At 59.2% G+C, this 13,995-nt stretch carries 10 protein-coding genes and 1 pseudogene; 6 read left to right on the top strand and 5 right to left on the bottom strand.

Annotation, left to right across the window (positions count from 1 at the left end; genetic code table 11):
• Positions 1 to 32: 32 nt before the first annotated feature.
• Entirely contained in the window at positions 33 to 1,559 is a 1,527-nt protein-coding gene (locus ACEN8U_RS01745; RefSeq protein WP_310111319.1) for a PLP-dependent aminotransferase family protein, read from the bottom strand.
• 130 nt (positions 1,560 to 1,689) lie between these two features.
• On the opposite strand from ACEN8U_RS01745, the gene ACEN8U_RS01740 reads away from it, so the two are divergent.
• The 6 genes and pseudogenes from ACEN8U_RS01740 to ACEN8U_RS01715 form a co-directional block, all read left to right on the top strand.
• Positions 1,690 to 2,802 (top strand): ABC transporter ATP-binding protein, encoded by a 1,113-nt coding sequence (locus tag ACEN8U_RS01740; RefSeq protein WP_310111321.1) that lies wholly within the window; start codon positions 1,690 to 1,692, stop codon positions 2,800 to 2,802.
• Positions 2,803 to 2,905: 103 nt separating this feature from the next.
• Entirely contained in the window at positions 2,906 to 3,955 is a 1,050-nt protein-coding gene (locus ACEN8U_RS01735; protein WP_035484555.1) for an ABC transporter substrate-binding protein, read from the top strand.
• Positions 3,956 to 4,114: 159 nt separating this feature from the next.
• Positions 4,115 to 5,392 (top strand): ABC transporter permease, encoded by a 1,278-nt coding sequence (locus ACEN8U_RS01730; RefSeq protein WP_310111322.1) that lies wholly within the window; start codon positions 4,115 to 4,117, stop codon positions 5,390 to 5,392.
• A 15-nt stretch (positions 5,393 to 5,407) separates the two neighbouring features.
• Positions 5,408 to 6,247, top strand: a complete 840-nt coding sequence (locus tag ACEN8U_RS01725; RefSeq protein ID WP_310111323.1) for an ABC transporter permease — start codon at positions 5,408 to 5,410, stop codon at positions 6,245 to 6,247.
• Between the two features lie 157 nt (positions 6,248 to 6,404).
• The gene (locus ACEN8U_RS01720) at positions 6,405 to 7,451 is read left to right on the top strand and encodes an OmpA family protein (RefSeq protein ID WP_310111324.1); all 1,047 of its coding nucleotides are present in this window, start codon (positions 6,405 to 6,407) and stop codon (positions 7,449 to 7,451) included.
• A 142-nt stretch (positions 7,452 to 7,593) separates the two neighbouring features.
• Positions 7,594 to 7,968: pseudogene (locus tag ACEN8U_RS01715) on the top strand (response regulator transcription factor); the annotation flags it as partial.
• A 133-nt stretch (positions 7,969 to 8,101) separates the two neighbouring features.
• Here ACEN8U_RS01715 and ACEN8U_RS01710 read toward each other — a convergent pair.
• From ACEN8U_RS01710 to ACEN8U_RS01695, 4 genes are all read right to left on the bottom strand, one after another.
• On the bottom strand, positions 8,102 to 8,578 hold the full coding sequence (locus ACEN8U_RS01710) for a hypothetical protein (RefSeq protein WP_310111325.1): 477 nt from the start codon (positions 8,576 to 8,578) through the stop codon (positions 8,102 to 8,104).
• Complete coding sequence (locus ACEN8U_RS01705; RefSeq protein ID WP_310111326.1) at positions 8,575 to 10,038, bottom strand: hypothetical protein; 1,464 nt, start codon at positions 10,036 to 10,038, stop codon at positions 8,575 to 8,577. Before ACEN8U_RS01705 ends, ACEN8U_RS01710 begins: the two co-directional genes overlap by 4 nt.
• A gap of 397 nt (positions 10,039 to 10,435) precedes the next feature.
• Positions 10,436 to 12,472: a hypothetical protein gene (locus ACEN8U_RS01700; protein WP_310111329.1), complete on the bottom strand. Its 2,037-nt coding sequence runs from the start codon at positions 12,470 to 12,472 to the stop codon at positions 10,436 to 10,438.
• The gene (locus ACEN8U_RS01695; RefSeq protein WP_310111331.1) at positions 12,469 to 13,677 is read right to left on the bottom strand and encodes a tyrosine-type recombinase/integrase; all 1,209 of its coding nucleotides are present in this window, start codon (positions 13,675 to 13,677) and stop codon (positions 12,469 to 12,471) included. The genes ACEN8U_RS01700 and ACEN8U_RS01695 overlap by 4 nt, the downstream gene beginning before the upstream one ends.
• Positions 13,678 to 13,995: the final 318 nt, after the last annotated feature.

Raw genomic sequence — 13,995 nt, 5'->3', positions numbered from 1 at the left:
CAAGGCCCTGGCGCACGCGCCAGGGCCGCGCTTCAGGCGGCGCGCGTCGGCGTCCTGAGCGCGGTGTGCTCGATGACGCGGGCGAGCGTGTCGAACGCCGGTCCGATCCTGTCGTTCGGCACGCACGCATAGCCGAGCAGCAGGCCGCGCCGCGCGGGCGGATCGTTGCTGTAATAGCTCGCGAGCGGCCGCACGATCACGCCGGCGTCGAAGGCGGCCGCCGTCACTGCGCGGTCGTCCGCGTGGTCCGGCAGACCGAGCACCAGATGCAAGCCCGCTTCGTCGCCCATCACCGGCAGTTCGTTGCCGAAACGCGCGGTGATCGCGTCGATCAGAATCTGCCTGCGCTCGCCGTACAACGCGCGCATGCGCCGCACATGCGACGTGAGGTGGCCGTCCAGGATGAAGTCGGTCATCACCGCCTGCTGCATCAGCTGACCTTCGCGGTACAGCTCGGCGACGCCCGTGCGAAACGTGTCGACGAGGTGCTCGGGCGCGATCATGTAACCCATGCGCAAGCCCGGAAAAAGCATCTTGCCGAGACTGCCCACGTAAATCACCTGGCCGGCGTCGTCCAGACCTTGCAGCGACGCGAGCGGCCGGCTGCCGTAGCGGAATTCGCTGTCGTAGTCGTCCTCGATGATCCACACGTTGTGCTGGCGCGCGTATTCGAGCAGCGTGCGGCGGCGCGCGAGGCTCATCACCATGCCGAGCGGGTATTGATGCGACGGCGTGACAAGCGCGAGACGCGGCGGCTTTTGCAAATCCTCCTCGCGCGGATTGAGGCCTTCGTCGTCGACGGGTACGGGCACCAGCGTGATGCCCGACGATTGCAGCACGCTGCGCGCGCCCCAATAGCACGGCTCCTCCACCCACGCGCGGTCGCCGACGTCGGTCAGAAGGCGCACCGCCAGGTCGATGGATTGGTGAATACCCGTAGTGATGATGATCTGATCCGGCGTGCAGTTCACCGAACGCGCGACGCGCAGATAGTCCGACAACGCGCGGCGCAGCGGCCGGTAGCCGCCGCCGGGCGCATAGGTCAGCAGATCCGGATTCGCTTCCTTCCACAAACGCGCTTGCAGACGGCTCCAGGTGCGGGCCGGAAACTCGGCGACGTCGGGCACGCCCGGCATGAACGCGCCCCACTGTTTCGCGGAGACGCCGGCCTGGCCGATCAGGCGCCGTCCGCGGTTGGACAGGTCGTTCAGATCGCGCCGCGTCGCCTTGCCTTGCGCGCCGGCCACCGCGACAGCCGGCTTTCTGCGCGCGTTGACGGCGGCGGTGTCCGGCTGGGTATCGGCGACATACGTGCCGCTGCCCGTGGTCGAGAGCACATAGCCTTCGGCCGTCAACTGGTCGTATACATGTAGAACCGTGTTGCGCGCGATGCCCAGGTCTTCGGCCAGCGTGCGCGAGCTGGGCAGCTTGGTGCCGGGCGGCAGCTGGCCGGCGAGAATGGCCTGTTGCATCAGCCGCAAAGTCTGCCGGTAGATCGGCTCCGCGGCCGCGCGATCGAGTCTGGCGGCCAGCCAATCCGACAAGATGATCGTGTCCAAGTGGTTCTATCCGGAATAATGAAATGGTTCCATATTGTAGAACCGTAACGGTCTATAGTGGGCCACGCAATTGATGCAAGCCCGCTGTGACGCAGCAGCAGCCGGCCCGACCGCAGAGGAGACTACGGCGATGAAAACGGATGAAGTGATCGTCAGCTTTCGAGGCGTGCGCAAGACGTACGACGGCGAAACGCTGGTCGTCAAGCAACTGGATCTGGACATCTATCAGGGCGAATTCCTGACGCTGCTCGGGCCGTCGGGTTCCGGCAAAACCACCTGCCTGATGATGCTGGCCGGTTTCGAATTTCCCACCGGCGGCGAGATCTGGCTCGACGGCACGCTGCTCAACACCGTGCCGCCGCATAAGCGCAACATCGGCATGGTGTTTCAGAACTACGCGCTGTTCCCGCATCTCACGGTCGAGCAGAACGTCGCCTATCCGCTGACGGTGCGCAAGGTCTCCGCCGAAGAGCGCGCGCACCGCACCCACAACGCATTGAAGATGGTGCGCATGGAGAGCTTCGCGAAGCGTTATCCGGCGCAGCTGTCGGGCGGCCAGCAGCAGCGCATTGCGCTCGCACGGGCGCTCGTGTTCGAGCCGAAGCTCGTGTTGATGGACGAGCCGCTCGGCGCGCTCGACAAGCAGTTGCGCGAACACATGCAGTACGAACTGAAGTCGCTGCACGAGAAGCTCGGCGTGACCTTTGTCTACGTCACGCACGATCAGGGCGAGGCGCTGACCATGTCCGACCGCGTTGCCGTGTTCGACAAGGGCATCGTGCAGCAGCTCGATACCGTGGACAGTCTGTACGAATCGCCTTGCAACGAGTTCGTGGCGAACTTCATTGGCGACAGCAACAAGCTGCGCGGCACGATCGCGAACGTGAACGGCGAGTATTGCGAGTTTCATCTGGCCGACGGCACGCGGCTGACCGGCCGCAACATCGGCGGCGCGCGGGCGGGAACACCGGCCATTGCCTGCATCCGGCCGGAGCGCATGAAGCTCGCGACGGGCGTCAACGGCAACGGCGCGGCACGGCCGGGCGCCAATGCACTGGCCGGCGAAGCGCGCGGGCTTATCTATTTCGGCGATCACGTGCGCATGCGCTGCGGTTTGCCGCAGCAGGACGAGTGCTTCGTCAAGGTGCCGCTCGGCACCGACGCGCTCGAATCGTTCGCACCTGGCGCGCCGGTGGCGCTCGAGTTCGCGCCCGAGCATCTGCGGGTATTCGCGGGGGCGTAATGGCGCAAAACGCGCGCATGATTGCAGGGGCCGGAGCAGTAAGCAGCACATAACAACTCGCATGACGGATGCTTGAAACCACCACCAAGGAGAGCAACACACCATGAGCAAGATCGGGAAATCGCGCTGCGCCATCGCTGTCGGTGCCGTGGCGCTCGCGCTGGGCGCGGCGCAGGTCAATGCAGCCGAACTGACGGTCGTCAACTTCGGCGGCGCCAACGGGGACGCGCAAAAGGCAGCCTTCAACCAGCCGTTCGAGCAGCAAACCGGCAACAAGGTGACGGCGGTCGAGTACAACGGCGAGCAGGCCAAGGTCAAGGCGATGGTCGAGGCCAAGCATGTCAACTGGGACGTGGTGGAAGTGGAGTCGGGCGATATTGGCCGTGGCTGCGACGAAGGGCTGTATGAAAAGCTCGACTGGTCGAAGATCGCCAAGAAGTCGGACCTGATTCCCGAGGCGCCGCAAACTTGCGGCGTGGGCTTTTTCGTGTGGTCGACGGCGCTTGCCTATAACGCCGACAAGCTGAAAACCGCGCCGTCCGGCTGGGCCGATTTCTGGGACGTCAAGAAGATTCCGGGCAAGCGTGCGATGCGCAAGGGCGCGCGCTACAACCTCGAGTTCGCGCTGATGGCTGACGGCGTTGCGCCGAAGGACGTCTACAAGGTGCTGGCGACGAAGGAGGGCCAGGACCGCGCGTTCAAGAAGCTCGACGAGCTGAAGCCGAACATCCAGTGGTGGGAAGCGGGCGCCCAGCCGCCGCAGTTCCTCGTGGCGGGCGACGTGGTGATGTCGACGGCTTATAACGGCCGCATCGACGCCGCGCAAAAGGAAGGCAAGAACCTGAAGGTCGTATGGAACGGCAGTATTTATGACCTCGATTATTGGGCGATTCCGAAGGGCTCGCCGAACAAGGCGCTGGCTGAGAAGTACATCGCTTATACGCTTTCGTCGAAGCCGCAGCAGGATTATGCGCATCACATTGCATATGGCCCGGTGAATGTGGCGGCGATCAAGGCGCTCGACGCGAAGACGCTGGCGAATCTGCCGAACTCGCCGGCCAATGGCAAGAATGCGGTGCTGCAGAACCTGTCGTTCTGGACCGACCATGGCGACGAGCTGGAACAGCGGTTTTCGTCGTGGGCTTCGAAGTAGGGGTTTGGGCTGGGGTAACGCGCTAGAAGCGCTAACTCTGGTCGACAGCTTTGCATGGGATGGGAGTAAGCGCTAAAGCGCTAACTCCCATCGACAGCTTTGCATGGGACCGGAGTAACGCGCTGAAGCGCGAACTCCGGATCGACAAGGAGAAAGGGTGTGACTACGATGACGATCGCCGCCGATTCCACGCCGGAATCATCCGGCCGGCTCAAGCGCGAACTGAAGGCCGCGGAAGCCAGAAAGCGCGCCATGGCGCTCCTGCTGATCGCGCCGCTGGCGATTTTTCTGCTGCTCATCTTCGTCGTGCCCATCGGCGCGTTGCTCACACGCGCCGCGCAAAACCCCGAGGTGGTGAGCGCGCTGCCGCATACCTTGAGCGCTTTGAGCGCGTGGGACCGCAAGTCGCCGCCGCCCGATGCCGCCTACGCCGCGTTGGCCACCGACCTGACCGCCATCGCCGACAGCGACGGCATGGGTGCGCTCGCGCGCCGTCTCAACGTGGAAATTCCCGGTTATCGGTCGCTCGTCGCCAAGTCGGCGCGCGCCATGCCTTTCGTCGACGACAACAGCAAGCCGCTGCAACTGACGCCCGCGCAGATCCACGCGAAATTCGCCGAACTCGACGAACGCTGGAATGACATTGCGTACTGGCAAGCCATCGCCAAAAACGGCAGCGCCTATTCGCCGTTCTATCTGCTCGCTTCGCTCGATCACAAGCAGGACGCGTTCGGCCACATCATTCCGACCGATCCCGACCAGCAGATCTATCTCGCCGTGTTCAGCCGCACCTTCGTGATCGGCGCGGCCGTCACGTTGTTCGCGCTGCTGCTCGGCTACCCGCTTGCTTACTGGATTTCTACGTTGTCCGAACGTCGCGCGAATCTGGTGATGATTCTCGTGCTGATTCCGTTCTGGACGTCGATCCTCGTGCGCGTCGCCGCATGGATCGTGATCTTGCAAAGCGAAGGCCTCGTGAACAAGGCGCTGATCGGCAGCGGCCTGCTGCACGATCCGCTCGCGCTGCTCTTTAACCGCACCGGCGTCTACATTTCGATGACGCACATCCTGCTGCCGTTCATGATTCTGCCGCTGTACAGCGTGATGAAGTCGATTCCGCCCACCTATCAGCGCGCAGCGGTTTCGCTCGGCAGCCATCCATTTGCCGCGTTCTGGCGCGTGTACGTGCCGCAGACTTACCCGGGCATCGGCGCCGGCGCGTTGCTGGTGTTCATTCTGGCGATCGGCTACTACATCACGCCCGCGTTGCTCGGCGGCCCGAACGACCAGATGGTCAGCTACTACGTCGCATACTTCACCAACGTGACAATCAACTGGGGCATGGCTTGCGCGCTGGGCGCCCTGCTGCTGGCCGCCACGCTCGTGCTGTATGTGATTTACGGACGCTTCACGCGTTCGTCGCTGAGCCTCGGCTGAACGGAGTCTGCCGACATGAAACTTGCCAAGCCCCTCTTTGCGCCGCACACGTCTCTCGTGGAGCGCGTGTGGTACTTCGCGCTGCGCGCGCTCGCCGTGCTCACGCTGCTGTATCTGATCCTGCCCGTGCTGGCGATCGTGCCGCTGTCGTTCTCGTCGAGCACTTTTCTCGTGTATCCGATTCCTGGCTGGTCTTTGCGCTGGTATCAGAATCTGATTGCGTCTGATGAGTGGCGGATGGCGGCTAAGAATAGCTTCATCGTCGCGCCGTCCGCGACGGTGGTCGCCACCGTGTTGGGCACGCTGGCCGCGATCGGCCTCACCAAGGCCAACTTTCGGGGCAAGGGTCTCCTCATGGCGATTCTGATTTCGCCGATGATCGTCCCCGTTGTCGTGGTCGGCGTCGGCATGTATCTGTTCTTCGCGCCGCTCGGACTAGCCAATACGTATGTCGGGCTGATTCTCGCGCATGCGTCGCTGGGCGTGCCGTTTGTCGTGACGACCGTGGCCGCGACCTTGCAGGGTTTCAACTACAACCTCGTGCGCGCCAGTTTGTCGCTGGGCGCGAATCCGGTGACGACGTTCTTCCGCATCACGCTGCCGGTTATCGCGCCGGGGGTGATCTCGGGCGCGCTGTTCGCCTTTGCGACCTCGTTCGATGAAGTCGTCGTGACGCTTTTCCTGGCGGGGGCCGACCAGACCACGCTGCCGCGCCAGATGTTCACCGGCATTCGCGAAAACATCAGCCCGACCATTGCGGCGCTGGCGACGATCCTGATTGTTTTCTCGACGTGTCTGCTACTGGCGCTGGAATGGCTTCGTGGCCGCAATGCGGCGCGCGCCGTCAGGGCTTAAGCATGCGTCGACACGCGCAATATCACGAACTTCATTGACGCAGCGTGATAATCGACAACTCGTGACATCGTTCTAAGATTCATCCCATTCCGCGGGCTTCTGTGCCTCGTCATACTTTTATCCCTCGATAAAAAGATGCGCGAGACGCAGACATCTCATGAAAACCCCGCTCACCGTGCTTGTGTGCGCGCTGACACTGATGGCCTGCGCGGACCACGCCGCGCGCGCACGGCTCGGTATTGAAGACTCGACGCTGCTCAGATCCGGCATGGGCGCCTCGCAAGACGAGGCGGCCGGCGCCGTCAATCCTCAATGGATCAACGCCTACGCGCCCGTGGCCAACAGCGGCGCGGCGCTCGCGTCGTTGCAGGCGCGGCTGGATCGCTTGCCCGCAGAACAGAACGGCTACTTCCGTGCAAAGGCGCAATGCTGGGTCGACGCCGCGAAAGACGCACGGCAGGCCGGCGATCATTGGGGTTTCGTCGAGGAGGCAATCGGTCAGGCGGCCGTGATTGCAACCGGCCTCGAAAGCGGCGTGTCGCCTTCCGCTGCCAACCCCGCTCTGCGCACGGTCTCCGTGGTGCGCCCCGATCTGTGGAAGATCGTCAATACCATTAAGTCCGACCCGGCCATCACGTCCTGTCGCGAGGCGCAACTGCCGCTCGCGTGTGCCGAAGTCCAGCTTATGCAGGCTGGCCACGATGCGTGGCTGCGCAGCTTCGCCCATGCCGAAAAGCGGCTGTCAGACGTTCAGGACAACTTGCGTAAATCGGCTGAAAGCGCGTTGCAATGCAAACCGGCGGCCGCCGCCCCACAGCTGACCACGCCGCAAGCCGTCACCTTGCGCGCCGACTCGCTATTCCGTTTCGACGGCGGCAACGACGCAGCCATGCTGCCCGCCGGCAGGCGCGCGCTGGATGCAGTGGCGCGGCGCCTGACCACGGTCACCGCGCTGCGCGAAATCAGAATCACCGGCTACACCGACCGTCTTGGCGAGAACGCTCATAACCAGGGCCTGTCGCTCCAACGCGCGCAAACAGTGGCGCGCTATCTGCGCGCTCGCGGCGTCACATCGCCCATTGCCGTTCGCGGGCTCGCCAGTGCCAACCCCGTTGCCGAGTGCCGGCAAAGCCGACGCGATGAACTGGTGCAATGCCTCGCGCCCAATCGCCGCGTGGAGATCGAGCTTGTCGCCGCCTCCTGAGGCGCTGTTGCAGCGCACAAGAGAACCCGCCGACCCTGCAAGCGCAGGCGCGTCTCGCTACCCGCATGTCGCCAGCCAGCCGCGAGAAGCGCACCCACGGTCTCAACCGGAAATGGAAGTTTTTCCAGGAGAAATGCAACACATGTCAACCATTCTGATTATCGACGACCACCCAGCGTTCCGGATGATTGTCAGATTGCAGCTGATGCAATTGCTTAGCGTCGAAGAAGTGGTCGAGGCGGACAACGGCCAGACCGCAGTGGAGATGGCTCGCCAGTACAAGCCCGACCTTGCGATACTCGACCTCGACATTCCGCGGATTAGCGGGCTCGATGTCATCCCGCGCCTGAAGCTCGTGCATCCGCCGATTCGCGTGATGGTGCTGTCGGGGCACGACCCGGCTACGTTCGCGCCGCGCGCCATGCGTTCGGGCGTGCACGGTTTCGTCGGCAAATCGCAGGAAATGAAGGAGATCATGCGCGGCGTCGAGGCGGTGCTCGCGGGCTACGCCGTATTTTAGCAACCTAAGTCGTGTCAAACCAATGCCGGCTAGTGGCGCGCGCGGTCCCGTGGCTTCACTTGACAGCCAAAAGTGTCAAGCTAATGCCCAGGTGGTGGCCGTGCTTTGAAACGACCCTGAATCTCGCCGTTCATCGTTTTCGACGGACAACGTTGTTGCTGACCATCTGCCTAAGTTCCTGTCTCAGCGCATACAACTGCTGTTCGGAAGATTTCAGGTCACGTCCCAATTGTTGGTTCTCGTCACGGATAGTTTCGAGTTCCTTTTTCAACAAGAGCTTTTCGTGAAAGAGCTTGGCATTTTCTTGCCTCATGTTCTGCAATGTTTTCTCAAAGCTATCATCGTCTTTGACGCTAGCCCCGTTGTCGCTTTGGCTTAGCTTCTTGCCGCGAAGCGTTCGGGAAAGGGCTATTCGCGTGACACGTGTGACGACCCACCTGCGGCCGGGGCTGTAAAGCACCTGTCGCGAGCAATGAGCCATACGCGACACCTGTGCGACCGTCGCCGCTAAGTGCGGGTCGGAGCGAATCTGAAGCAAAGCAGCCTTCAGCGCAGCGGTGAGTCGTTCATACTCAGTGTCTTTGTATTCCTCGAGTCCGCTGTTCATGCCTCGTCCAATTGTTCCAGCATGCTGAGGTAAGCGTTGCGCAGTCGTTGCAGCCTTTCCTTATCGACGACGTCACCCGATGCCATCGCCTCGTCACATTTCTCCAGGCGAAGTTTGATTGCAGGGCGGTTGTATGCAGGTACAACCGAGTTGGAACAGTCGAACGGATTACACTGCAAGTCGCCCAAGCATGGCGGAGCGCTCGAGACACGTTCGCTCAACAAATTTAAAGAACAGAATCCGATGCCTGAGGCATACACTGACACATGCGGAGCAATCTTTGCGATAAAGTCATCTCGCTCCTTTCCTTCAAGTCCGATGCCGGCAAAGTACGCCTCCACTTTCTCGCGATGTAATTGCGCTCCCCCTCCGGCGAATGCGCGTTGCGCACCAAAGAGACTTCTCGCCTGCTCTGTCTTGATACGGGCGACGGCGTCGACGCCAACAACGGTCGACAACAAGGTTCGCGGATAGTTACCGTATCGCATGGTGATGTCAGCAGGAAGCCCGCGCAACGCACGTTGAGAGGACACAGCCAGATGTTTCAGCTGCATAGACGCGTACGGCATCTTTACGTGCATGCGCGCCATCTGCTCGGCTAATCCCTCGCGGAACTGCTGAGGGGTTAACCTCCATGAGGCGTAGCGGCCTGTACGAACAACGGCGCGGAAATATTCCTGGATGCCTTTCGTGATTGCTATAAGGCTCGGTGGTCTTTGTGCCTGTATTGAGCCTGACGCGGGCTGCATTGTCGGTTGTCGAGCGAGGAACGACGAGCCGTCGATTGCCGACAACAGTTGCAAGCACTTCATCGCATCGACGAGTGCATCCGTCGCCACCCAACGGTCACAATCGACAGCATTTGCGAGTGGCCGATGCTTCGAAACGGTAGTCCTTATATAGGAGTGTCCATCCTTCGAGAACAGCGCCTTTTTGCGCAGAAGTCTAAGTTCAGAGGCTCGCATGCCAGTGTACAGGGCGACAAAGCTAAGTGCGGCACTGTGAACAAGCCTGAGATAGACGACAAAGAGATGTAGCGTGAGGCCGAACTCCGCCTCAAACCGTTTCTTAAACTGCTTTCGCCTCTCATGGCTTAGCTTCTTCGCTGATACTTTCGAGGCGTAGTCTTTGTACTCATTGAACGCGCCCGAAAGTTTTCCCTTGTTTGCCATGGCCTCGCTAACCGGCAGCAGTTGTGCGCAATCCGGGGAGCGCGCTGGGCAGTCGATGAGATTTAGAAAGACCAAAACGGTTCGCTGTGAGACTTGGGACAGCATGCCGAATAGTTCTGACGGGAGACCGACAGTAGCGTTTGTGTCGGAGCTCCCTTGACGTAGCGCCCGAACGTGTTCCAGGCGGAGCGAAGGCTGGCCACCGGGAAGGTAATCGGCGACAGCCGGATGGGCCAACTTCTTCAAAATTGCTTTGACGATAGTGCGCGATTTGACGGAGGCAATCATTGACCTCCATTCGGATGCTGTGACATCTGAAAAGTAGCCGATGTGCCTGAGATTCAAATACCTAGTCATTGCGCTTATCAAACGCTTCACTTCGGCTACGACAGTCTTCGGTTTCACTCCTCGCTTTGAGTAGAGAACAAAATGCCTGTTTATGCAGACGTATGTCAGCACCTTAAATTCCGTTATGAGACTCTCTCTCATGACGTCTCGATAATCGCTCCAGTGAATCTCCACTTCACAGCGATAATCAAGAGAGTTTCGTAGACTGTCGTCGTAATATGACCAGCAGTCGTCGGAGAAGATGCTAGCAGGTGAAACGGCCGTGGTCGGCGCTATCCTCTTGACTGGTTGGTACCGATTTGAATCACTTGTGGCGGGTGAAACCACTGCGGGCAGGCTAATGATAGAGGAAGTCATCGTGAAGCTCGTCTACGAAGTATTTTGACTGTTCGTCGGCACGTTTCAGTGTGTCCGGAGAGAAGAGGAAATCTGGGGCGAGCACCTGCCGAAGCACGGAAATCTGTCTTTGATACAACTGGTCACGTAAGGGCTCGCTCCCGAGACCCTTGTCCAATTCCAGTTCCAATACGTACAGATGCTTGAAGAGGCGTGGGATAAACTGCTCAGTAATAACTACGTGCTTGCATGTCAGGCACATGCTGTAGTATCCGCACGCTTTTCCTTCCTCGAAGTTCGTGGCACGCCTGATGCGCTCCGGTGGATTGAAAGGGTCGCGGCATCCGCAGAGGCCGCTGGTTGGATAAACACGAATGGTTGCGGACGAATTGGGCTCTTGGGCCGCTCCCGTTTGTACGTCCTGGTGGTTCTTCCGAATCTGGTCTAGCTGATACCTCATCTCGCGCTCAAACTGGGGCTCGAGCCCGTGCTTGTCCAGGTAGATGGCTGTTGTGAGTACGGAGCGGTGTCCAAGCAGTACGGACAAATCGAAGATGTCGAATCCCCTCTTGACCATTTCCGTGACGAGAGTGGGTCGAAATCGACTGATATTTACAACTCCAGTAGGGTCCCTGATATCGCGCTTTTCTCCATTGAAGAAGAACTTACGACTCCATTTGGAAACGCCGCCGGCGGTAAGTGGTGCAACCGTCCCGAGCTGACCTCCGCCGCGAGGCTCGTACAAAAACAAGAAGTTTCGCGCCTCTACTGGGGCTCTCTCGACCAAGGGCGCGGTAAGAGCGAGAATTTTTTGGACCGTCCTCTCGACTACGATGCTTTGCTTGATATTCAGCGGTCGGACACATTTGACCGGTGCGTCTTTGTCATCAGAGACTTCAATCGCATCATCGTCGTCAAGAAGGGTGACTACAAGACGCTTTTCCCCAGTCGACCGTGATTTCCAATAAACGATGTAGTTTTGCCCAGTCAGTGCGTCGTCCTTAACGAAGCAATCCCGCGTCAGGTTGAGCAGACACTCCGCGTTCAGGCCGGTCTCGCTGGCCAGCTTGTAAAGAAGGGGAGTCACGATGTCGTGGTCTATGTAAAGAGTGGTCCCCATCGAGCGATACCAGGACTCTACGTCGCCGTACCTCGCTCTAACTGCGTCGGCCAACGGAGAGCACTCGCGGCTTAGCTCTGTGCTTGGAAGAGGCTTGCACTGCATGACGTTCTCAAAGTACCAGACCATGCTGTCGGGGTCGGAGAAGTCCATGGGCTTCATGCGTGGGTCTTCACCCTGCGCACCATGAATCGACAGGGTAACTGACGTCTGCTCCTGCGCGGCTGCGGTCTCGAGAAACTGGACCCAAGTTCCGAAGGCTTTCGTGACCGATTGATAGAAGTAGTGGTGGGCCCGCTCAACCTGTCGTCGAGTGACCGAAGGATTGTTCACAACATTCCGCCAATACCACAAGAGGTCTTCCTGCTTGTGGAAGGTTGACGCCTTACCGAACGGGGCAGCGCCTCTGCCCGTAACTTGGTAGCCTTCGCTGAGCTTCAACGACCACTGGATGGCGGGCTGCAGAGCCTCCAGCACAACCCGGAGCTCCTTGTCGGAATACGACGACCGCAAGAATGTCGTGCGTTTTCCGGGTGGACGAGAGAGAGCATAAACGGGAACATCGATGTAGCTGTTCGCATAGGCGTAGTCCATAACCACTTTCATGCCGCTCACGAGCTGACGAACCGAGTGGGGTGAAAGGGAGCCATCCTTACCGGTCGGATTACAGAATTCAATCCAACGCTGGAAATCAGCAAGCGCGTCTTCGTGCCAGTCAACGACAATGTCGAGGGGATGCTGAGCACCAAGCGTGGCGGCGACGAATTGCCTGTAGTGCTTTGACGCGTAGCCCAGCTTCCTTTTCTTGTCTCTCCCGGCGCTTCGGAACATGCGAGAAATTAGATAGTCAAGCTGAGCGAAGGGCTCGTCAGCTCTGGGCTCAGGAAGGTGCCGTTCGATGTGCGTCTGTATTTTCATATCGCGTAATGTCCACGGCGTTCAAGATGCTTGCGCGGTGCCTTGAACGTGGCCAAGTCAATTCGTTTAGCTTGTTCGTACTTGCTGAACGTGTTGTCCTTTGATTCTGCGAGTTGCCGCGGAACCATGGTGGCGTACGGGTCACCGGCTTCGAGTGACTTATGGCACAGGCATTGTTGGACAAGGACTCGTCGCTCCATGTAGTCCGCACCCAAATCGGTAGAGCGCAAGACGTTGCACGCAAACGAATGCCGCAATACGTGAGGACTTATCTGAACTCGCCGTTTTTTACCGCTGCCGCGGTCGAACATGCGGGGCTCCTCGAGATTGAAGCCGGCGCGGGAAGCCGCCGCCCGCATTTGCTTTGTGAGATTCTGTCTCGTCCAGGGTTGGCCGTTCGCCGATAGAAAAACGAGGTTCCCGGACGCATGCCTAGAGGGATACCGCTTCCTGTATGCCGAATCGTTGTTGTGGTAGCGCTGCACGCGGGCCAGAACAGGTGTTGAAAGCAAAGTTATCTGCTCTCGCCTGCCGTTTTTTCGCTGCTTGTTGGCGGCCAGCCTCATCAAGACATGCCCACCGGCAGCTGCCACTTCGTCGGGAAGGGAGGCATTGGTCAGCTTCTCCGCCTGTTCGATTCGGATTCCGGTATCGAAGATAAAATGCACTAGAACACGCTCACACTCGTTATGCAGGCTGTTCAAAAGAGAAATCAACTGCTTCTCTGTGAGTTCCTTAGGTAGGTAGCCGTACCTCCCGCTTGTAATCTTTCGCGTATCCCTATAAGGGCCGTCTTTCAGTGGGCGATGTAGAAAACCATCGGACTCGTCCATGAAAACAAGTAACTTGAAGAGTGTCATCTCGCGCGAATGCACGGTCGTCTCTTCGAGCTGTCTTGCTATTTCATAGTTGACATACGTTTGGACGTGGGCTCTATTGAGGAGATGGACCTTCCTGTCAAAGGGGAGCTCAGGGAATATCATGCATTCATGCATGGCATTCGCTATGTAGCAAATGTTCCTTGCTTGCAGTCTCAACGACGAGTCCTTGAGCTCCGCTGTGTTGAGCCAAATACTTGGGATTTCCATAATCTGACCGTCGACGTCGAAGACGGTGATGCGCTGCTTTCCTTCAATGGTCTCGATGAGTGGGTATGCACCGACATAGCGACGGTTAGTCGGATTTTTTTTCGAAATCAGGTTCATTGATGGGCTCCAACAATATTCAATTGATTAGGAATACTAGATAGATATGAGACGTTTGCGTTGAATTGGGACGCCAATTTCCTACGACACGTGGTTTCGAGTAATGAGGGATTTTCCTGGCTGGCTCTCCCAGGGTGTCGACGTCTATTTTATGTCTTGGTCAGACCACATATACTGTTGCTGTCGTTAAACACGGACATTTCGTGAAACTCGCTGGTATGCAATGCGACCCAGCAATCAGTTAAACGGAATTTGGAGCGAGCAATGTCGATTGCAATACGCAGCGTTTCAAACGGGCGTTAGTTGGCGTCTGTCCAC

This window comes from Paraburkholderia phenoliruptrix, from assembly GCF_047325075.1.
Classification (GTDB): domain Bacteria; phylum Pseudomonadota; class Gammaproteobacteria; order Burkholderiales; family Burkholderiaceae; genus Paraburkholderia; species Paraburkholderia phenoliruptrix.
This window is presented reverse-complemented; position numbering and strand designations above follow the sequence as displayed.

Bases quoted from the DNA above. Each gene is read 5' to 3' on its own strand.
- ACEN8U_RS01725 (WP_310111323.1), top strand. From the start codon at position 5,408: ATGAAACTTGCCAAGCCCCTCTTTGCGCCGCACACGTCTCTCGTGGAG.
- ACEN8U_RS01705 (WP_310111326.1), bottom strand. From the start codon at position 10,038: ATGATTGCCTCCGTCAAATCGCGCACTATCGTCAAAGCAATTTTGAAG.
- ACEN8U_RS01700 (WP_310111329.1), bottom strand. From the start codon at position 12,472: ATGAAAATACAGACGCACATCGAACGGCACCTTCCTGAGCCCAGAGCT.
- ACEN8U_RS01695 (WP_310111331.1), bottom strand. From the start codon at position 13,677: ATGAACCTGATTTCGAAAAAAAATCCGACTAACCGTCGCTATGTCGGT.
- ACEN8U_RS01740 (WP_310111321.1), top strand. From the start codon at position 1,690: ATGAAAACGGATGAAGTGATCGTCAGCTTTCGAGGCGTGCGCAAGACG.
- ACEN8U_RS01720 (WP_310111324.1), top strand. From the start codon at position 6,405: ATGAAAACCCCGCTCACCGTGCTTGTGTGCGCGCTGACACTGATGGCC.
- ACEN8U_RS01735 (WP_035484555.1), top strand. From the start codon at position 2,906: ATGAGCAAGATCGGGAAATCGCGCTGCGCCATCGCTGTCGGTGCCGTG.
- ACEN8U_RS01710 (WP_310111325.1), bottom strand. From the start codon at position 8,578: ATGAACAGCGGACTCGAGGAATACAAAGACACTGAGTATGAACGACTC.